At 39.7% G+C, this 20,229-nt stretch carries 17 protein-coding genes; 14 read left to right on the plus strand and 3 right to left on the minus strand.

Features of this window, described 5'->3' with window-relative positions; translation table 11 throughout:
* Window positions 1-23 precede the first annotated feature (23 nt).
* The 3 genes from H0W62_07620 to H0W62_07630 all read left to right on the plus strand — a co-directional run bounded on the left by H0W62_07620 (window position 24) and on the right by H0W62_07630 (window position 3,231).
* Window positions 24-1,451 (plus strand): glycogen/starch synthase, encoded by a 1,428-nt coding sequence (locus H0W62_07620; GenBank protein MBA3648402.1) that lies wholly within the window; start codon window positions 24-26, stop codon window positions 1,449-1,451.
* 89 nt (window positions 1,452-1,540) lie between these two features.
* Window positions 1,541-2,818 (plus strand): glucose-1-phosphate adenylyltransferase, encoded by a 1,278-nt coding sequence (locus H0W62_07625; GenBank protein ID MBA3648403.1) that lies wholly within the window; start codon window positions 1,541-1,543, stop codon window positions 2,816-2,818.
* A 38-nt stretch (window positions 2,819-2,856) separates the two neighbouring features.
* Window positions 2,857-3,231, plus strand: coding sequence for a hypothetical protein (locus H0W62_07630; protein MBA3648404.1), 375 nt, complete (start codon window positions 2,857-2,859; stop codon window positions 3,229-3,231).
* A 1-nt stretch (window position 3,232) separates the two neighbouring features.
* Here the strand turns inward: H0W62_07630 and H0W62_07635 are convergent, their stop codons facing one another.
* Window positions 3,233-4,192 carry an MBL fold metallo-hydrolase gene (locus H0W62_07635; protein ID MBA3648405.1) on the minus strand — a complete coding sequence of 320 codons (960 nt, stop codon included), beginning with the start codon at window positions 4,190-4,192 and terminating at the stop codon, window positions 3,233-3,235.
* Between the two features lie 144 nt (window positions 4,193-4,336).
* Between H0W62_07635 and ligD the strand changes: the two genes are divergently transcribed.
* The 5 genes from ligD to H0W62_07660 all read left to right on the plus strand — a co-directional run bounded on the left by ligD (window position 4,337) and on the right by H0W62_07660 (window position 9,697).
* A complete protein-coding gene (gene ligD / locus H0W62_07640; GenBank protein ID MBA3648406.1) occupies window positions 4,337-7,036 on the plus strand; it encodes a DNA ligase D in 2,700 nt (899 codons plus the stop codon).
* Window positions 7,037-7,316: 280 nt separating this feature from the next.
* A complete protein-coding gene (locus tag H0W62_07645) occupies window positions 7,317-8,408 on the plus strand; it encodes a hypothetical protein (GenBank protein MBA3648407.1) in 1,092 nt (363 codons plus the stop codon).
* A gap of 51 nt (window positions 8,409-8,459) precedes the next feature.
* On the plus strand, window positions 8,460-9,002 hold the full coding sequence (locus H0W62_07650; GenBank protein MBA3648408.1) for a ferritin-like domain-containing protein: 543 nt from the start codon (window positions 8,460-8,462) through the stop codon (window positions 9,000-9,002).
* 157 nt (window positions 9,003-9,159) lie between these two features.
* On the plus strand, window positions 9,160-9,354 hold the full coding sequence (locus H0W62_07655) for a hypothetical protein (protein ID MBA3648409.1): 195 nt from the start codon (window positions 9,160-9,162) through the stop codon (window positions 9,352-9,354).
* A gap of 148 nt (window positions 9,355-9,502) precedes the next feature.
* The gene (locus H0W62_07660) at window positions 9,503-9,697 is read left to right on the plus strand and encodes a hypothetical protein (GenBank protein MBA3648410.1); all 195 of its coding nucleotides are present in this window, start codon (window positions 9,503-9,505) and stop codon (window positions 9,695-9,697) included.
* Window positions 9,698-9,712: 15 nt separating this feature from the next.
* Here the strand turns inward: H0W62_07660 and H0W62_07665 are convergent, their stop codons facing one another.
* Entirely contained in the window at window positions 9,713-10,339 is a 627-nt protein-coding gene (locus H0W62_07665; protein MBA3648411.1) for a metallophosphoesterase, read from the minus strand.
* Window positions 10,340-10,500: 161 nt separating this feature from the next.
* On the opposite strand from H0W62_07665, the gene H0W62_07670 reads away from it, so the two are divergent.
* Complete coding sequence (locus tag H0W62_07670) at window positions 10,501-11,343, plus strand: neutral zinc metallopeptidase (protein MBA3648412.1); 843 nt, start codon at window positions 10,501-10,503, stop codon at window positions 11,341-11,343.
* Between the two features lie 31 nt (window positions 11,344-11,374).
* Here H0W62_07670 and H0W62_07675 read toward each other — a convergent pair whose 3' ends face one another.
* Window positions 11,375-11,797 (minus strand): pyridoxamine 5'-phosphate oxidase family protein, encoded by a 423-nt coding sequence (locus tag H0W62_07675; GenBank protein ID MBA3648413.1) that lies wholly within the window; start codon window positions 11,795-11,797, stop codon window positions 11,375-11,377.
* 118 nt (window positions 11,798-11,915) lie between these two features.
* Between H0W62_07675 and H0W62_07680 the strand changes: the two genes are divergently transcribed.
* The 5 genes from H0W62_07680 (at window position 11,916) to pckA (ending at window position 20,225) form a co-directional block, all read left to right on the plus strand.
* The gene (locus H0W62_07680; GenBank protein ID MBA3648414.1) at window positions 11,916-12,188 is read left to right on the plus strand and encodes a SemiSWEET transporter; all 273 of its coding nucleotides are present in this window, start codon (window positions 11,916-11,918) and stop codon (window positions 12,186-12,188) included.
* A gap of 398 nt (window positions 12,189-12,586) precedes the next feature.
* Window positions 12,587-15,559 (plus strand): TonB-dependent receptor, encoded by a 2,973-nt coding sequence (locus tag H0W62_07685; protein ID MBA3648415.1) that lies wholly within the window; start codon window positions 12,587-12,589, stop codon window positions 15,557-15,559.
* A gap of 18 nt (window positions 15,560-15,577) precedes the next feature.
* Window positions 15,578-17,077 (plus strand): RagB/SusD family nutrient uptake outer membrane protein, encoded by a 1,500-nt coding sequence (locus tag H0W62_07690; protein ID MBA3648416.1) that lies wholly within the window; start codon window positions 15,578-15,580, stop codon window positions 17,075-17,077.
* Window positions 17,078-17,130: 53 nt separating this feature from the next.
* A complete protein-coding gene (locus tag H0W62_07695; protein MBA3648417.1) occupies window positions 17,131-18,417 on the plus strand; it encodes an Ig-like domain-containing protein in 1,287 nt (428 codons plus the stop codon).
* Between the two features lie 188 nt (window positions 18,418-18,605).
* On the plus strand, window positions 18,606-20,225 hold the full coding sequence (gene pckA, locus H0W62_07700; protein ID MBA3648418.1) for a phosphoenolpyruvate carboxykinase (ATP): 1,620 nt from the start codon (window positions 18,606-18,608) through the stop codon (window positions 20,223-20,225).
* The last annotated feature ends 4 nt before the right edge of the window (window positions 20,226-20,229 follow it).

Raw genomic sequence — 20,229 nt, forward strand, 5'->3', positions numbered from 1 at the left:
TTTTACAACTGCTTTTAATCACTATGGAAATATTACATGTAAGTGCAGAATGTTATCCGGTTGCAAAGGTTGGTGGACTTGCAGATGTTGCCGGAGCATTACCGAAATATTTAAACAGGGCAGGAGCTGTTGCAAGGTTGATAATGCCTTATTATAATAATAAATTTATTAAGAAACACGATTGGGAAACAGTGTTTGAAGGCAACTTTCCACTTGGTACACTTAGCTATCAGTACCGGATTCTTAAAGAGAAAAATGGGACATTAGGATTTGACCTTTTTGTCACAGAAATTCCGGGTTTACTGGAAGAAGAGCTGCCGTATGGCTATAGTAATGATCTGGAGCGTCATATCGGTTTTCAAATTGCCGTTGTCGACTGGCTTAGTCATGCTGAACATCAATACGATGTAATCCACTGCCACGATCACCATACAGGATTGATTCCTTTTATGATGAATTATTGTTACAGCTATGATATGCTGAGTAAAATACCGACCGTTTTCACCATACACAATGGCCAGTATCAGGGCTATTTTTTAAAAGAACAGCAACATTTAATTCCACATTATGATAATTGGAAACAAGGTTTACTGGAGTGGAATAACACCATTAATCCCATGGCCGCCGCAATTAAATGCTGCTGGAAATTCACCACCGTTTCACCAAATTATCTTAATGAGTTGAGGAATGATGCCTTTACACTTGAATCGCTGATCGTAAGCGAAAAAGATAAATCAACAGGTATTCTTAACGGTATAGATGCGGATATCTGGAATCCTGAAACAGATTCCTGGATAGAAAAAACATACAATTCTGCAGGTGTGACCAAGGGCAAAACAAAAAATAAAAAGGCCTTGCTGAAAGAATTTCATTTGCAATCCGGGTTGAAGAAACCCTTAGTAATCTTTATTGGACGATTAGTTGCGGAAAAGGGCGGTGATGTGCTGGCCGAAAGTATCCGCCAGTCTGTTTCTGAGCTTAAGGGTAATATCAGTTTTTTGGTTCTGGGAAGTGGTGTTAAACAGTACGAAACTGATTTAAAGGTGCTCAGAGAATTACTGCCTGAAAATTTCAATTGTTATATTGGATACAATGAAAAGCTTGCACACCTGATGTATGCTGGTGCAGATTTTCTGCTGATGCCCTCACGTATGGAACCATGCGGATTAAATCAATTATATGCCCTGCATTATGGTACTGTTCCTATTGTGCGAAGCACTGGCGGCTTAATAGATACGGTTCTTGATTTGGAAGAAGAAGGATTTGGTATACGGTTTACCAGTACCTCCTTTCCGGATATTTCTCTTGCATTAAAAAGAGCTGAGGCATTATTCATTAATGAGGACAAGATAAAAAAAATAAAAAAGCAAATTATGAATATTGATCATTCATGGGAACAAGTAACAGGTGAGTATATGGATTTGTATTCCAGTCTAAAGAAAGATGTTTAAATTGATTTTTGAATCGGAATGCAGTGTATTGTTAAGCTGTTAAATTAAAGATGGGAGGGTTACATTAAGAGAATATAAAAACGCTTACTATGCAACAGGAAAAAGTGATTGCAGTCATATTAGGTGGGGGAGCCGGAACGAGATTATTTCCCCTTACAGCCTACAGAGCAAAGCCCGCGGTACCTATTGCCGGCAAATACAGGTTAGTTGATATACCTGTTTCCAATTGTATCAACTCGGGTATTCAGCGCATGTTTGTGCTTACACAGTACAACTCAGCATCCCTTAACAGGCACATTAAAAACACCTATCACTTCAGCGCTTTCAGTAAAGCATTTGTGGATATACTCGCGGCTGAACAAACCCAGGATAATCCAATGTGGTTTATGGGAACCGCTGATGCTGTTCGGCAGTCAATGCATCATATCAATAACCATGATTTTGATTACGTCCTGATACTTTCCGGTGATCAGTTGTACCAGATGAATTTAATGGACATGCTTGATCACCATAAAAAAATGAACGGTGATATAACCATTGCTACCATACCGGTTCATGACAAGGATGCCCCTGAATACGGTATTATGAAAACCAGTGATGCGGGGTTCATTGATTCCTTTATTGAAAAGCCTAAAACAGAACTTTTACCCGATTGGCAATCGGAAGTAAGTGAAGGAATGAAAGGCCAGGGTAGACTCTATCTGGCATCTATGGGAATTTATGTTTTCAACCGGCAGGTTCTTTCTGACCTGCTTCTTCAAAAAAAGGAAGCTACCGATTTTGGGAAAGAGATTATACCTCAATCTATCGGGAATTATAAGATGGTAAGTTACCAGTATGAAGGTTATTGGACGGATATTGGTAACATCCGTTCTTTTTATGAGGCAAATCTTGCTCTTACTGATGAAATTCCTCAATTCAACTTGTTCGATGTTAACCGGGTAATTTATACGCACGGTCGCATGCTCCCGCCTGCAAAAATTTCTGGTACTACCATCAATGCTTCTATGATTGCGGAAGGCAGTATTGTTCGCGCTGCCAAAGTGGAGCGTTCTGTAATAGGCATACGTTCGCGGATTGGAGAAGGCAGCGTAATTGTTAACAGTTACATTATCGGGAATGATACTTTTCAATCACTCGAATCTATCAATAGCTCCATCCGTAAAGGTATTCCTATAATGGGTATTGGCGATAGGTGCTACATTCAAAATACCATAATCGATAAAGATTGCTTTATCGGTAACGATGTGCATATTCAGGGAAGTCCACATCTACCGGATATGGATATTGATACCCTTACGGTGAAGGACGGAATAGTAGTGGTTAAAAAAGGCGCTGTAATACCCGATAGGTTCGGATTGGTATAGAACGTGCAGGTTATCGTTAACATTTTTAATTAATTCCTATGAAATTTATTCCGACCAGGGTTCACGGTTTACTGGATTATGCAGTAGCAGCATTATTTATTGCTTTACCATTCCTGTTTGATTTTGACCGGAATGGGGCCGAGTCATGGATTTTTATTTCTTTAGGAATAGCTACTATAGTCTATAGTTTACTTACTGATTATGAATTAGGTTTAATAAAGACTATATCTATGCAGGCGCATTTGCTGCTCGATCTGTTAAACGGTATTTTTCTCGCGGCTTCCCCCTGGATATTTAATTTTCATGAGAAAGTATATCTGCCCCATCTATTACTTGGACTTACTGAATTGCTTGTGGTTGTTTTTAGCCAGAGAATTCCTTATAAAAGTGTAACAGGCAGAAGGAAACATTAAGTCAATTTTTCCTTTTATCCATGAGTGTTAATAGGATGCCCAACGATATACCTGCCCCAACTGCAATTAAACTTTCTGCAACCGTTTTGGTTATTTTAAAAGGCGGAATGTACTGTACGCCCTTATCATTCATTTTAGCGGGACTATCCACATAACGCCCTTCTTTGGGAACAGCAATCTTCCGGAAGTTCCTAAGTAAATAATCTAATGATTGTTTTAACATCATTCCCTTCATTGGTATTCCGTGACCGGCCGCTAATACAGTTGGTTCTAATGCTATAAGTGATTTTACAGACTCCTGCGCTGATTGCCAGTCAGGAGTAAAGTATCTTGGTGGGCCTGACAGCACCTTTCGCTGCTGCATTACTGAAATGGCAGATTCCTGCTTCGTGGTTACAATTGCATCCCCGGAAATCAATACCTTGTCTTTTGGTCGGAAAAGACTTATGTGACCTGGCGCATGGCCTGGGGTATGGATATTTTTCCATTCAGGCAATCCGGGTACAGATCCATCATCTGGCAGTGGGCGCAGAAATCCTGATACATTGATAGGACCTTTGGGGAAAAGCCAAGACATAAGGGTCATGATTCCCCCACCGGCAAAAGGATCTGGCGGTGGATAGGAAGATTTGCCTGTTAAATAAGGTGCTTCCAAATGGTGCGCATAAATTGGAATTTGCCATTCTCTCACGAGTTCGATCAAGGAGCCAATGTGATCAAAATGTCCATGAGTAAGAACGATCGCGGATGGAGTAGATACCTCGGAACCAAAAAGATACTCAGCCATAACCCGGATTTTTTTGGCCGTTGATGGAATGCCGGTATCAATTAAAACCCATTTATTTTCAACTCTGTTGTATATCATGAAAATGTTGACAAAAATGTCTTTCATACCCCATATATCAGGAGCCACTGTAAACCAGCGCGGATACTTTTCTTTTTTTTGAAATATTTTAGCCATGGATTATATTTTATCGGGCAGAATTTGAATGATCGTCTGATACACAATTGTTATTCCTGATTTTGATACAGATCAATAAGCAGGTATTTAGCCTTTGGAGCGATGGAGTAATATTTGAAATTCATCTTTAGATAAGTAAACATTATGAGTCTTACAGAATATAAGAAGAAGCGGTCTTTTTCAAAAACACCGGAGCCTTCAGGGGCTAAGGAACCTGCATCCAATAATGAGTTAATTTTTGTTATTCAAAAGCATCAGGCCTCCCATTTACATTATGATTTCAGGCTTGAAATAAAGGGTGTTTTGAAAAGTTGGGCGGTACCAAAAGGTCCTTCCATAAACCCTGCTGATAAACGTCTTGCAATGCTTGTGGAAGATCATCCTTTTGATTATAAGGATTTTGAGGGTATAATTCCCAAAGGAAATTATGGTGCAGGAACTGTAATTGTTTGGGATCATGGAACGTATGAGCCAGCAGAAAAATCAAGTACCAAAGCTGAGAAGGAAAAAATTTTAATGAAAGGGTTTTTTGGTGGTTCGCTGGCAATTAATATGAAAGGCAAGAAACTGAAGGGTGAGTTTGTGCTTGTGAAAGCTCCCCAGCGTGGAGAAAGATCATGGCTTTTGATAAAGAAAAAAGACAAGTTTTCCGCAGAAACCGATATTACTAAGAAGGAAGAATCGGTTATCTCGCATAAAACTCTTAATGAGGTTGCAGCAGATAAAAAAGCTAAACAATGGATCAGTAACCGTGCCTCCGCCGGCACATTGAAGGAAAATGAATCAGGAGTAAATCAACCCAATGTCCCGTTAGAAAAAAATACTGATTTGGAAGAAATAGTCCGAAGCATTCTTTTTTCATTAGAAAAGAAGAAAAAATCATCAATGCCTGTGGATATCAAACCAATGCTGGCTACCCTGGTTGATCAGCCTTTTGATGACCCGGATTGGATATTTGAAGTTAAATGGGATGGTTATCGTGCCCTTGCCTATTTGAATAATGGAAAAGCAGAGCTGAGGTCGAGAAACAACCATTCATTCAACGATAAGTTTTACCCCGTTTATAATGCCATGAAAACATGGTCTATTAAAGCGGTAATTGACGGGGAAATTGCTGTGATCAATGAAAAAGGCCTTGCAGAATTTCAATTGTTGCAAAACTGGACAACGGATAAAAATGGGGAGCTTATTTATTATGCATTTGATATATTATGGCTGAATGGCATTGACTTAATGAGCTTGCCTTTAACGGAACGGCGGAATATCCTAAGTCAGATAATGCCAGAACATCATTCTATCCGCTTAAGCGAAAATTTTGAAACGAGCGGTACAGAATTTTTTGCCGCCGCTGAAAAACTTGGAATCGAAGGAATTATCGCTAAAAAAGCAGACAGTGAATATGTACCAAATAATCGTACTAAAAATTGGCTGAAAATAAAATCAGGAAAACGCCATGAGGCAATTATCGCAGGCTATACCCGTAATGAGGATACCACTAAGCAATTCAGTGCCCTTATTCTTGCGGTCCATGAAAATGGTGAATTAAAATTTATAGGGCAGGCTGGCACGGGCTATACTGAAAAGATGAGAACGGAAATATTAAAAAAGCTTAAGCCTTTGGAAACTGAAATATGTCCGTTCAGGACGGTGCCTGAAGTTAACAGACCCTCTAAGTTTCGCCCGAATCCACCTGAAGCAGAAATTACCTGGGTAAAACCTGAAGTGGTTTGTGAGGTGCGTTACCAGGAACTTACACTGGAAGGGGTTATGAGGCATCCCTCTTTCCAGGGCTTAAGGATAGATAAAAAGGCTAGGGAGGTAGTGGATGAACAACCTGTTCACACCACTAATCTAGTAAATGCATCAAAACCTTCAAAACAAAAAAGAATTGTTGAACCCGGAAACAGGAAAAAATATAATCTTTTAAATGATACGGACGAATCACAGTTACTAACTATAAATGGTCACGAGCTTAAGTTTAGTAATCTGGGCAAGATGTTTTGGCCAAAAGAAAAAGTTACGAAGCGTGACATGCTGAACTATTACTATAAAGTCTTGCCATATATGCTTCCCTATATGAAAGACAGGCCACAGTCTTTAAACCGTCATCCGAACGGAATCGAAGGCCCTAGTTTTTATCAGAAAAATGTGGCTGGTAAAGTGGACGACTGGATCGTTACCCATCAGTATAAAAATACATCGCAGGACGGGACCAAAACATTTTTAGTCTGCAGCGATGAGGCCTCATTGCTTTATATTGCTAACCTGGGCTGTATTGAAATGAACCCCTGGCATAGCCGTACAATTTCCCCCGACAATCCTGACTGGTGCGTAATTGATTTAGACCCGGATATCAACACTTTCGAAGAAGTAATTGAAGCAGCAAATGTGGTAAAAAAAGTGCTTGATGCTTTGGGAGTGCCGTCTTTTCCTAAAACTTCCGGATCCACCGGCATTCACATTTATATTCCGTTAGGTGCGCTTTATACATACGAGCAGTCAAAACAGCTGGCGGAGCTTATTGTAACATTTGTACATGAAGAAATTACCGGTTTTACCAGCCTGGAAAGAACACCTTCTAAAAGAAAGGGAAAAATTTATCTTGATTTTCTGCAAAATCGGGCTATTCAAACTATTGCAGCTCCCTATTCGCTCAGGCCTAAACCGGGCGCAACTGTATCTACTCCATTAAACTGGGAAGAAATTAAGCCCGGATTGAAAATACAAGACTTTACGATATTCAATACTATGGATAGAATAAAAAACACAGGAGACCTGTTTAAAGGAGTGTTTGGTGAAGGGATTGACATAGCAAAAGTTCTTGAAAAAATGAAATCTCTTTAGCAGTTTGTGTTCAGTATATTATTTATAGATATCAGGAAAGAGCTCCTGCAATTACAATTGAAATGTAATAGTCTTTACCCGAAAAAATTTACTAATCCCTGGCCGTAAATTCGGGGAATCTATTCTTCATTTCCTATGATATTATATTAAGAAATACGTAGAAATCATTCCACAAAATAAATGTGCTTAGCCAATTCCACAAAGATAATAGAGGTGGCATTGCAATTGAAGAGTAGATAATCCTTAAGATAATTATAAACCTTTAATAAATCAATAACCAATGAGACGTTCAAACAATGGCCGGAACAGGCAAGGATCCTCTTCCAGGTCACAATCACGCAGGCAAGATTTTGCTGGTGATTACGAAGATCGTTATGAAGATGATTATGATGAAGAGGAAGAAGAGGATGATGATTCGCAAGACAGTTATGAAGACAGAGGCAGCAATGAAGATGATGAGGATGATGATTACGATGATGAGGAAGAAGATGATGAACGTGGTGGAAGAGGTCGGCAATCAGGCGGCGGACGTGGTTTTGCGGGTATGGATTCGGGTCGTCAGCGTGGAATAGCACCCATGGGTGGTGAAGTTTCCCGCAGTGGTCATGATGGCAGAGGTAATGAAGACAATAATAATAGAAGGGGTGGTAATGGCCGTGGAGGAAATCGTGGTGGAGGTAGTGGAAATCGCGGCGGCAGTAATAGAGGTGGAGGAGGTGAGGGACGTGGTTTTGGAGGAATGGATCCTGAGCGTCAGCGTGAAATAGCACGCAGAGGTGGAAAAGCATCTCATGGAAGTGGCAGAGGTGGAAACCGTGGAGGAAATGGTGGTGATAGACGCGGAAATGGCGGTGCAGGAAATAGAGGCGGAGGCGGCAGGGGCGGAAATGAAGGCGGTGGTGGTCGTGGAGGAAATCGCGGCGGGGGTAACAGAGGTGGTGGTGGTGAAGGACGTGGCTTTGCAGGAATGGATCCTGAACGTCAGCGCGAAATAGCTCGTATGGGTGGTGAAGCTTCACATAGTGGTGGAAGAGGTGGCAATCGTGGCGGTGGCCGTGGTAGAGGTGGAGAAGAATCAGGTGGCGGCAGAGGTGGAAATGGTGGCGGTGGCAATAGGGGAGATGGTGGAACAGGAAGCAGAGGTGGAAGTGGCGGCGGTCGTGGTGGAAATAGTGGCGGAGGCAGCAGAGGAAGAAACGGTGGCGGTGGTGGTGAAAAGCGTGGATTTGCCAGTATGCCAAAATCCCGTGTACGTGAGATAGCACGTATGGGAGGTGAAGCATCTCATGGTGGCGGAAGGGGCCAGTCTTCAAGTGGCAGAGGCGGTGGTAGGGGTGGAAACAGAGGTGGAGGTCGCGGAGGTTCCAGATAATACTAACATTTATTAACAGATAAATTCTTAATCATGAAAAATTTTTTAAATATGCTAAGCGGTCGAAGTAAAGGCCATGCCGACGGATTTGAAGAATTATTCTATAATGAATTGAGAGATATTTATTGGGCTGAAAATGCTTTGGTTCGTGCTTTGGAAAATCTGGCCGATAAGGCGGAAAGCGAAGAACTGGTAAATGCTCTTGAGGATCATATAGATGTTACGGAAGATCAGTTGGATCGCCTTGAAGAGGTTTTCGATATTATTGGTGAACCAGTTTCTGGTAAAAAATGCCAGGCTATGGCTGGCTTAATAAAAGAAGGCAAAGAACTTACGGAAGATTTGGAAGAAGGACCCGTAAGAGATGCGGCAATCATAGCTGCTTGTCAAAAAGTAGAGCATTATGAAATTGCCACTTATGGGACACTACGCACCTACGCATCTATTTTGGGATATGAAGAAGCCGAAGACTTACTTCAGGAAACATTAGATGAAGAGAAGGAAGCGGATGAACTTCTGTCTGAATTATCAGATGAGATTAATATTGATGTTTTGGTGGAAGATGGAGAGAAAGAAGGGGAGTATGAATATTAAGATCTATCTTTTTTGCAATTGCCCATGTAAAATCTTTATGTGGGCAATTGTATTTTACCCAGTAAGTGATGATTTTTTCTAACATTAATCAATACTTAGTAATTTCACCTTCTTCAGAAAACGCTGTATAATCATTTTAAACTTTAAAATTCTAAACATGAAAATCAATAATTCATTTCTCTTTGGTTTAGCTACAGGCATCAGCATCGGTTATTATCTTGCCACCGACGATAAAGACCAATTAATGGAAAATGTTAGAGGCAAAGCAAACCAGGCAAAGAATCTGGTGGAAGATGGCATTGAGAAAGGCAAGAAGGTGGTGTCCGATATCCGTGCTAAAAGAAATGAGTAATCTTATGTAAAATAGTTTTCCTGAAAATCCTATTACCAATAAGTAATAGGATTTTCTAATATTATGAAATAAATTTCCGGGATTGTTTTTGGATTTAACCTTCCTGAGAAATGGTTCATTACTAAAAAACTCTATTTAAGTCAATACTATGAATTTAAAAAGATTATTTGGAGCTGTGTTAACTATTTTGGGAATCATCGGGTTGATCTATGCTGCAGTATTGTTTGTAAATGGCTCCGGTAATGGCAGGGATGTTCGAGCACTTACTATTTATGGTATGCTTGGATTAATTTTTTTTATTGCCGGTATCGGATTGGTTCGCACTATAAAAGATGATGCTTGAGTAATTCATTGCCGGTTATATTTCGAATATAATTGGCTTATTTACCAATAGATATTTTTCATTGAGCATGCTTGCATTAATAAATTTTATCCCAAATTTTTCTTTTACACCATAGGCCTCATGGATGTGACCGCAAATATGGACTTTAGGTTTTACTTCCAGAATGCGGTGATACAAGTCTCGGCATCCGATATGCTCCCCTTTTACATTTGCGTCCAGAATATTAAAGATGGGCCCGTGAGTTATTAAGATATCAGTATCGTCCGGAATCAATTTCCAATGGTTCCTGATTTGTGCACCCCGGTATAAGTTAAAAGCCCAGTTATAATACCATGGAGTAACTGGTGAACCCCAGAATTTAATTCCTTCAATAGTTGCGCTGCTGTTATGTAAATAAATAATTTCCTCAGGTATTAAGTCTTTGATTTTCGATACAGGTTGTTTCTCAAAATAAAAATCGTGATTTCCGGCAATAAATATTTTGTACTTATAATCCTGTTTTGCAAACCAGCTTAAAAAATTAATTGTCTGGCTTTCAGTTCCGTTAGCAGTTAGATCACCGGCATGTATAAGTACATCCCCTTTTGGAAGTTTTATATATTGATGATAGCCATGAGTATCTGAAATGGTTACAAATTTCAACGGGAATATTTTAATATGATCATTAGTTTAAAATAGAAGTAAAATAATTAGTCACGATTTTTGGATGAGAAAAGTAACCATGGTATAACTATAATACAAAATTTATTCGCTTGTTTTGCTAATGGATTGCACAGGTTATCTTTTAAATTAAATAATATCAAATGCTTTGGAAAGGTTTAAGAACAAGCTCTAATGTTGAAGATCGCCGTGGCGGCGGAGGACCATTGGCAGTTGGGGGTGGATTAGTTGGAGTTGTGGTTCTCGTGCTGAATTTTCTATTAGGCGGTGATCCTTCACAGTTAAATGATGTATTGTCTGGAAGTGGCAATGCTCCTTTAAGTGCCGAACAACAGGCCGAACAGGATACGCTTGCTAGGTTCGTCTCAGCAGTGCTTGGCCAAACGGAAGATGTGTGGCACAGTTTACTCTCCAAAGAGGGAATTCAGTACACAGATCCTAAATTGGATTTATTTAATGGGGTTATACAATCCGGTTGCGGGAATGCCAGCGCTTCCTCAGGCCCCTTTTATTGTCCACCGGATCACAAGGTTTATATTGATCTTTCTTTTTGCCAGGAATTGGAGGATCGCTTTCACGCTCCCGGCGATTTTGCAGTTGCGTACGTTGTGGCCCATGAAGTAGGCCATCATGTTCAATCGCTTTTAGGCACCTCGGAAAATATGGAGCGCTGGAGACAGACGCTCAGTGATAAAGAATATAATAAAAAATCGGTGATGCTGGAATTGCAGGCAGATTTTTTTGCAGGAGTCTGGGCACATTATGTAAATGAAGGAAATATATTGGAGCAGGGCGATGTGGATGAAGCCCTGAATGCTGCGAGTGCCGTTGGAGACGACCGTCTGCAAAAGCAAAGCAGGGGATATATAGTACCGGACGCTTTTACGCATGGTACGTCTGCACAACGAGCTTATTGGTTTAAAAAAGGGTATGAAACCGGGGACATCCGGCAAGGTAACACTTTTGATTCTCCTGATCTGCAGTAGTTAATAGCTGATTATTGTTTACTGCTTGTAATTAATTTTCAAGCTTTACTTCACCCTCCTTATCATTATCCCAGTATTTTATTTTTTTAGCATCTACATGAATCATCACAATGCCCGGAGTATCGATACCATCTTCGAACCATTGCTCCAGCTCATCCACCCAATGTTCTTCCATTTTTGATTTATCAGAAACCAGCTTTGCTATTCCGCTCACCGAAATATATACCTGATTGTCTGTGTCTGAAAAAGCCAGGTTTACCTGGGGATTAGTAGAAATATCTCTCGCTATTTCCGTTTCTTCCGAAGTAAAAAAATAGGAGTTGCCATCATATTCCACATCGCCGTTATTTGACATTGGACGGCTTATAATTTCACCTTTTGAAATAGATGAAAGCATGCAAATATCCATGTCACTCACTATTTCACTGATATCATTTAAAGTCTTTTCAGCCATAAATTAGTTTTCGTACAAAACATTCCATTCATTGAAATGTTTAGAAATATTGTTTTTTCTAATGGCACCATTTGTGCCTTTGGACTGAAATATATTATTTAAATTTATAAGAGATTTTATGTCCAATAGTTTTCTTGTTGAGGGCGCTGGTATTGTTGCAGGCCTGTTTACTGCATCTTCTTTATTACCACAGGTGATTAAAACGTATAAAGAAAAAAAGGCAGAAGAAATTTCTGTTTTTATGCTGGTTATTCTGATGGCCGGTCTTATACTCTGGATTTTTTATGGAATTTTAAAAGAGGATATTCCCATTATAGCTACCAATTGTTTTTCATTATTAGTGAACATAACGCTTATGATTTTACGTTTTGTTTATTCTGGCAAAAAATGAGATTTAATAATGTTAAAGACGTTACCAAATAATAAATAGTTTCCAATTTTTTATTCAATAAAGGTTACCTGGTAATTGTAGAAGTGGGTTCGGACTGAATTCTTTTTTAATATGCTATAAAGCTTAATGCATCATTCCCGGATGGATATTATTTTCGGGATCATGTTTAGAAAAACAATCATTTCCCACATTATATTTGCAAAGCTTACTATAAATTAATGAAAGGTAGACACCTGCTTTGGAATATTACGATAATCCCTTAATTTCACCTTACACAGTTTTACGAATTACAACAGGTAGCTTAGATCCATTCGGGAACAATCAATATCTTTTATAAATCCAAATAATAGAGCTTACAATACCTTTGTTGAAATACTTCCTAACCTAACCCTCTATAAATGCAAAGAACTTTACTTCTAATTTTAGGTTGTTTCATTTCTTTTTCCCTTTGTGCCCAAAATAAGATAGTTCAGGGTACCATTACAGCAAAGGATGATGGGGAACCCTTAACAGGTGTTACGGTTATTATTCAGGGATCTACTAAAGGGGCTTCCTCCGATTTGGATGGAAAATACAGCATTGAACTAGCTCCTGGAGAAAATGTATTACTCTTTTCTTATATTGGTTATGAGACTCAAACAGTAGAGGTAAACGACCGTGATGTTGTGAATGTAATACTTGGAGCCGACGTAAAGCTCTTGGGCGATGTTGTTGTGGTTGGTTACGGCACGCAACGGAAAAGTGATCTTACAGGTGCCGTTTCATCGGTTCGCGGTGCAGATCTTACAAAGGTTACTTCTCAATCGCCTTTGCAAGCCCTTCAGGGTAAAGTCTCAGGTGTACAGGTAACCAGCACTTCCGGTGCGCCAGGCGCTAATCCTATAGTACGCATCAGGGGTGTTGGAACTTTCAATAATTCTTCTCCAATATATGTGGTGGATGGCGTAATACTGGACGATGTCTCCTTCTTAAATTCTGGGGATATACAATCCATGGAAGTTTTGAAAGACGCATCTGCAACGGCTATATATGGTTCGAGAGGAGCAAATGGAGTCATAATTATTACTACCAAAGAAGGAAAAGCAGGTCAGCCCGCAACCATTAACTTTGAAGCCGAATACAGTCAGCAATTCCTTGCAAAGAAAATTGATCTCCTGAATGGGGCTGAATTCGCTAACTATGTAAATCAAATTACGCCGGGTACCTACAATAACCTGGATGTAGTCCCTAATACCGACTGGCAATCTCTGATTTTTCATTCAGCCCCTATGCAGAATTATCACTTATCAGTTTCGGGCGCTACCGATAAAAGCAATTATTATGTGGCTGTTGGCTATTTTAATCAGCAGGGCATCATTGAAAATTCTAATTATGAGCGTCTATCCCTGCAGATGAATAATTCCTTTAACATCACAAAGAATATTAAAGTTGGAAATAACCTCACCTTTACACCATTCGACAGGCAAAATACTGCTGATGCAACCTATGCTGTATATCGTGCGCAGCCATCGATAGCTCCCTTTAATGCTGATGGTACTTACTCTGAAGTTCCCGGCGTCGGAAATCCGCTTGCAGCTATTTCCTATACAAATGATTTTGAAAGAGGAATCAGAACCGTAGGAAATGTATTTGGTGATGTGAATTTTTTAAAAGCATTTACCTTCCACAGCAGCTTTGGAGTAGATGTAAATTACCATGAAAATAGGACGTTTACACCTGTATTTTTTGTATCTCCTCAGCAGCAAAATGAGATAAATGATCTTTTTGTTGGAAATTCCCACAGTCTCACCTGGCTCTGGGAAAACACTCTTAACTACAAGAAGAGCTTTGGCATTCATTCAGTGGATGTATTGGCAGGATATACCACGCAAAATTCCTCATCGGAGTTCATTAGTGCTTCTGGTCAAAATATCTTAGGAGGTACCAAAAACCTCTGGTATCTGAATGCAGATAACATAGTACCTACTTCCATTAATAACGGCGTTGATCCTAATTTAAACTACTCCCTGATTTCATATCTTTTCAGAATAAATTACAGCTATCACAATAAATACCTTTTAACAGCAACCTATCGCAGGGATGGCTCTTCAAAATTTTTGAATGGTAACCGATATGGCATGTTTCCGTCATTTGCTGCAGGCTGGAACATCATAAATGAAGAGTTCATGAAAACTATTCCAGTGATCACAAATTTAAAATTGCGTGCCAGCTGGGGAATTATTGGAAATGAAAAAATCAGTTATTTGGATCAATATGCTTTAGTATCTAATGGCATTGGTGCAGTATTCGGAACTAATGAAATACTCTTACCTGGTTCTACTTTTGGCAAAACAGGCAATCCCGATTTAAAATGGGAAAGCACGAAGCAAACTGATATTGGACTGGAGATCGGCTTGCTTCAAAACCACCTTACTACCGAATTTGATTATTATCATCGCGTTACTGATGATATTCTGGTTGAATTATCAACCCCTGGTTATTTTGGCAATGGGGAGGGAGTTAAGGTTCGTTATAATGCGGGATCAGTTCTGAACAGGGGATTTGAATTTACGATAGGCTATAGCAACGACCTTGGCGGATTCCATTACAGAGTTGGAGCATTGGGTTCAACGGTTCATAATGAAGTAATAACGATAGGAGGAAATAGCGGTGTAGATTCTGTATTAATTGGAGGAAATTTAGGGAATGGCCAAACGGTAACTTTAAGCAGTATAGGTCATCCTATTGGAGCTTTCTATGGTTATGAAGTGAATGGAATATTTCAGAATGAAGGTGAATTAAGCTCTTACCCTCACCAGGCATTAGCAGGAGTAGGCGATCTGAAGTACGTTGATTTGAACAATGACGGGGTCATAAATAGTGCTGACCGCACCTTTATAGGTTCACCCATACCTACCTTTATTTATGGATTTAGCCTGGAAGGTTCTTATTATGGATTTACATTATCCTTAGATTTCCAGGGCCAGGCCGGGAATAAAATTTATAATGCAAAGGAAGCCGTAAGGCCTGACCTCTATAATTTTGAACAGCATTCAGCCAATTACTGGCACGGAGAGGGTACAAGCAATTATGAGCCGAGGCCTTCCTCCGGCGGCATTAATTACGATCCTTCTACCAGGTTTATCCAGGATGGCTCTTTTCTTCGTTTAAGGACTGCAACTTTGGGATTTACCCTTCCGAAAACGATTTCTGAAAAGATAAAAATGAGAGAAACAAGAATATACCTGCGCGGAACAAATATCTTCACGATTACAAAATTCACCGGCTATTCACCTGAAGTGGCAACTGAAGACGTCCTTTCCAGCGGTATTGACTTTGGGGGTTATCCCGTAACTTCAATTTACTCTATTGGTGTTAACTTTACATTTTAATTAAGCAGAAAAGCTAAGATGAGACAGTTACTGACATACTTTTTAAAAACAGGCCTTTTTCTTTTAACTTTGTTACCACTGGGATGTAACAGTTTTCTCGATAAGGTGCCTCAGGGAAATTTAACACAACAGAATTTTCCCGAGAATGCCGATGAAGCATTGCTGGCAACCAATGCGGTGTACAATACCCTGCGGAACTGGTATTTCAATTCGGGAGGATATCCTATTCTTGATATCATGAGTGATGATGCTAATAAAGGCAGTAATCCGTCGGATCAGGCTTCAACCATTGGCCCTTATGATAATTTTACAATCACAACAAGCCAGGACGGTCTCGACAGATGGTGGAACGCATTGTATGAAGGTATTAAGCGTGCAAACGTTGTAATAGAGAAAGTTCCGGCTATACAGATGGACGAGGGGTTAAAAAACAGGTACATCGCTGAAGCGAAATTTTTAAGAGCGTTATATTACTTCGATTTGGTAAGAGCCTGGGGCGGTGTCCCATTAATTACTTCTATAACTCCTCCTTTAACCCTTGCCCGCTCCTCCAGAGAAGAAACATACTCCCTTATTGAAGCGGATCTATTGTTTGCCATCGACCACCTTTTTGATAAAACTCAGTACAGCCCGCCAGATATAGGAAGAGCAACCAAAGGTTCAGCTCAGTCAATGCTTGCCAAAGTATATATGTTTGAAAATGATTTTACAAACGCTGTTAATTACAGTCAGGCTGTAATTAATTCAGGATTATATTCTCTTGACCCAGATTTTTCACATATTTTTTCCATTGAAGGACAGTTCAACAATGAATCTGTTTTTGAGGTAGGAGCAATTGGGCAGGAAGGTCCTGAAAAAGGGGGTAATCAGTATGCGAATACCCAGGGCGTTCGTGGCTCTCCTAATCTTGGGTGGGGATTTAATCGTCCGTCAATTGACCTTATGAATTCATTTTCGCCCGATGATCCGCGTAAAGATGCCACAATTATTTTTCTTAATGAAGTGCTGGATGGAATCACAATTCTTGGGGACGGGAGTACCCCCGATGTAACTTACACTGATCAGACTCAAACAACAGTCAAAGAAATTGAATGCTATAATCAAAAAGTATTTGTACCAAGCTCCGGCACTACGGCTACCTGGGGAGATAATCGAAAACTTATTCGATATGCTGATGTACTTTTGATGGCTGCTGAGGCGTTAAATGAAACCGGAAATTCATCACAGGCTTTAACATACCTGAACGAAGTTAGGGCCAGGGCTCGCGGGAGTAATACAAGCAATTTACCGGATATTACTGAAACCAATAAAGATTTGTTGCGGGATATTATTATTAATGAGCGAAGATATGAACTGGCAATGGAAGGACATCGTTTTTGGGATTTAGTGCGAACCAATAAGGCTGCTCAGGTATTAGGAAACTTAGGATTTATGGCAGGAAAAAATGAATTATTTCCAATACCTCAAATTGAAATAGATATTTCTCAAGGAACCCTGGAGCAAAATCCGGGATGGTAACATCAATTAATTTCATAACAACCCAATTTTTAATCTAAATCAGAAAAATCAAAATGAAAAAACAGAAATGGAGTTTAATTACTATGGTGGCGATGGCAATCGTTCTCACTGCCATTATGAGCTGTAAAAAAGATAATAACAATACAGCAGAATTTACACTTACTGGCATCACTGCAAATGGTACGGATCTTAATGGTTCATCAAGTGCTACCGGAGTAGATCCAAATTCAATATTTATTGTTACTTTTTCAACTAATGTAGATGCTTCAACAGTTAATTCGTCAAATATAACTCTCATCCGCCAATCGGATGATTCCACTATTGCAACATCTACTTCTACCACGGGAAATACTATCAGGATTACTCCTTCCACAAACTTGGGAAGTGGTAATCTTTATACGCTGACCCTTGGAGCTGGAATAAAATCTACCGATGGAGTATCCTTTGTGCAAACCACAAGAACTTTTACTACGTTAGGTGCATATGCACCTGTAGGAGAAGTAGCTTATTGGAACTTCGAAGGAAACGCAAATGACGCCAGTGGAAACGGATATAATGCTTCTGCATCCATTGCTGTCAATTATGTGGCAGGAAGAAATACCACTGCAGGCCAGGCAGCGTCCTTTGATGGCAGTACCAGTATTATTGAAATACCCGGCGGACCGGCTCTTGAGAATACCAGTACTTTCACCTTAAGCTTTTGGATCAATGGTGATACATTAGGTCATCGTTCTTCTGATAGTATTCCTTTTTTGAAAGGGAATTTTGTTATGGGAGCTGGTTTTTTCAGGGGATTTGAAATAGAATGCGGGGCTACTTTTAATTTCTGTAAGTTTGGAGCTTCCTATGCAGTTACGGGAGCACCAACTCCTACAGTAGCAAATGATTTTTATGTAGATGGCAATGGAGAGGATGCATCACATGGTGGATGGCAAGGTATCTTATCTGAGGCCGATTTATCTTCTCAAGGGGGTTTCACCGGGCTGTTGGTAGGGAAATGGGCGAATATAGTTATCACTTTTGACGCTAGTACTGAAATACGTAAGATGTATGTTAATGGCGCATTAACGGAAACAGATGATTTACACTTATGGCCCGCAGGTGACCCATTACAAACAGCTACCGGTTTAGAATTTGAACCGAATGCAACGGATTTGGGTACCGATTTCGTTTTTGGTTTTGCGGCAGATAGAACTACTACATTCTGGAATGATACACCTTTCGGAAATTATGCCAGCCCGAATGCCAATCACTTTAAAGGATTATTAGATGATGTTCGTATATATCATAAGGTTATAACTGACGCTGAGATTGCTCAGATGTATAGTTCAGGAAAATAAAATTTTAATAAAAAACGATTATTAAGGTTTCCGGTTTGCTGCCGGAAACCTTTTTTATTTCTTAGATATTCAAAAAAGAACCCCTTTCCTTATCATCAAGGAGATTCAAAAATCCTTATCCTTTTTTTATAAAGTAACACTTAGTATTCTATATTTGTGTATCACATTTCTTAACCAAAATTTAACCGATGCCGGAAACTGCAGCAGCTAATTATAAAGAAGGTTTATCGAAGTATGGTTTTAAGAATTTAAAAACCGTGAATTGGAACTGGAGCCAGGATGAGCTGATTGACCGGACAATTGAGAAAGACCTCGGGCAATTAACAGACAGCAATGCACTTACCATCGATACAGGAGAATTTACGGGACGGGCTCCGAAAGATAAATATATTGTTAAGGATGCAGTGACAGAGGAAACGGTATACTGGGGAGAAGTGAATCAACCTTTTACTGAACAGAATTTTGAACCACTTCTCCAGGAATTATTAATGTATTTTCAAGAAAAGGAAGTCTATGTTAAAGACGCTTATGCCTGCGCCGATCCCAAGTATCGTCTAAATGTGAGGGTGATATCTGAATTACCATGGGCTGCTTTATTTACAGGAAATCTTTTTTTACGTCCTTCACAAAATGAATTGGAATCCATTCAGCCTGACTGGTTAATTATTCATGCCCCTTTTTATAAGACAGATCCGAAACGTTATGGTATCCGGTCAGGAAATTTTGCGATCCTTAACTTTACCCGGAAAATAATTCTCATTGGCGGCACTGCATATACCGGGGAAATAAAAAAAGGGATTTTTACGGTTTTAAATTACATCCTGCCTCAGGATCGCAATGTCCTGTCAATGCATTGTTCGGCAAACATTGGTAAAGAAAGGGATACTGCCATTTTCTTTGGATTATCAGGAACAGGAAAAACCACTTTAAGTGCAGATCCTGAAAGGGGTTTGATAGGAGATGATGAGCATGGGTGGAGTGATGAGGGTATATTTAATTTTGAAGGCGGATGCTACGCTAAATGTGTAAATCTCACTGAAGAAAAAGAACCGCAGATCTATCATGCAATCCGGCGGGGAGCATTACTGGAGAATATCCGTTTTTATCCCGGTACCAACAGAGTTAATTACGATGATATTTCTGTAACAGAAAATACACGTGTATCCTATCCAATTGAGTTTATTGATAATGCGGTAAAGCCGTCGGTAGGTGGGCATCCTAAAAATATTTTTTTTCTCACCTGTGATGCCTTTGGTGTTTTACCACCTATTTCAAAGCTCACGCCCGGCCAGGTTATGTATTGGTTTTTGAGTGGTTATACTGCAAAGGTTGCCGGTACAGAAGCAGGTATTACAGAACCAAAAATTGCTTTTTCTACGTGTTTTGGGTCTCCATTTTTACCATTAAATCCTAATAAATATGCAGGGATGCTTGCGGAAAGAATGCAAAAGCACAATGCAAATGTATGGCTTGTAAATACCGGCTGGACAGGTGGACCTTACGGCATAGGTTCCAGAATGAAACTGTCTTTCACCAGAGCTATGATTACTGAGGCCCTAAAAGGAGATCTGGAAAAGTTAAATTATGAAGTTCACTCTGTTTTTGGTTTGGCATATCCTACCTCATGTCCTAATGTGCCGGATCAAATCCTGAACCCGCGCAATACGTGGGCAGATAAGAATGAATATGATGAGCAAACAAATTCGCTGGCAAATCAATTTATTAAAAACTTTGAAAAGTTTGCAGCAACAGCAAAGCCTGAAACCCTGGCAGCCGCTCCAAAAATAATGAGCGAAGCAACAAAATAAATTT

The sequence above is a fragment of the Chitinophagales bacterium genome (assembly GCA_013816805.1).
Lineage (GTDB): Bacteria > Bacteroidota > Bacteroidia > Chitinophagales > UBA10324 > MGR-bin340.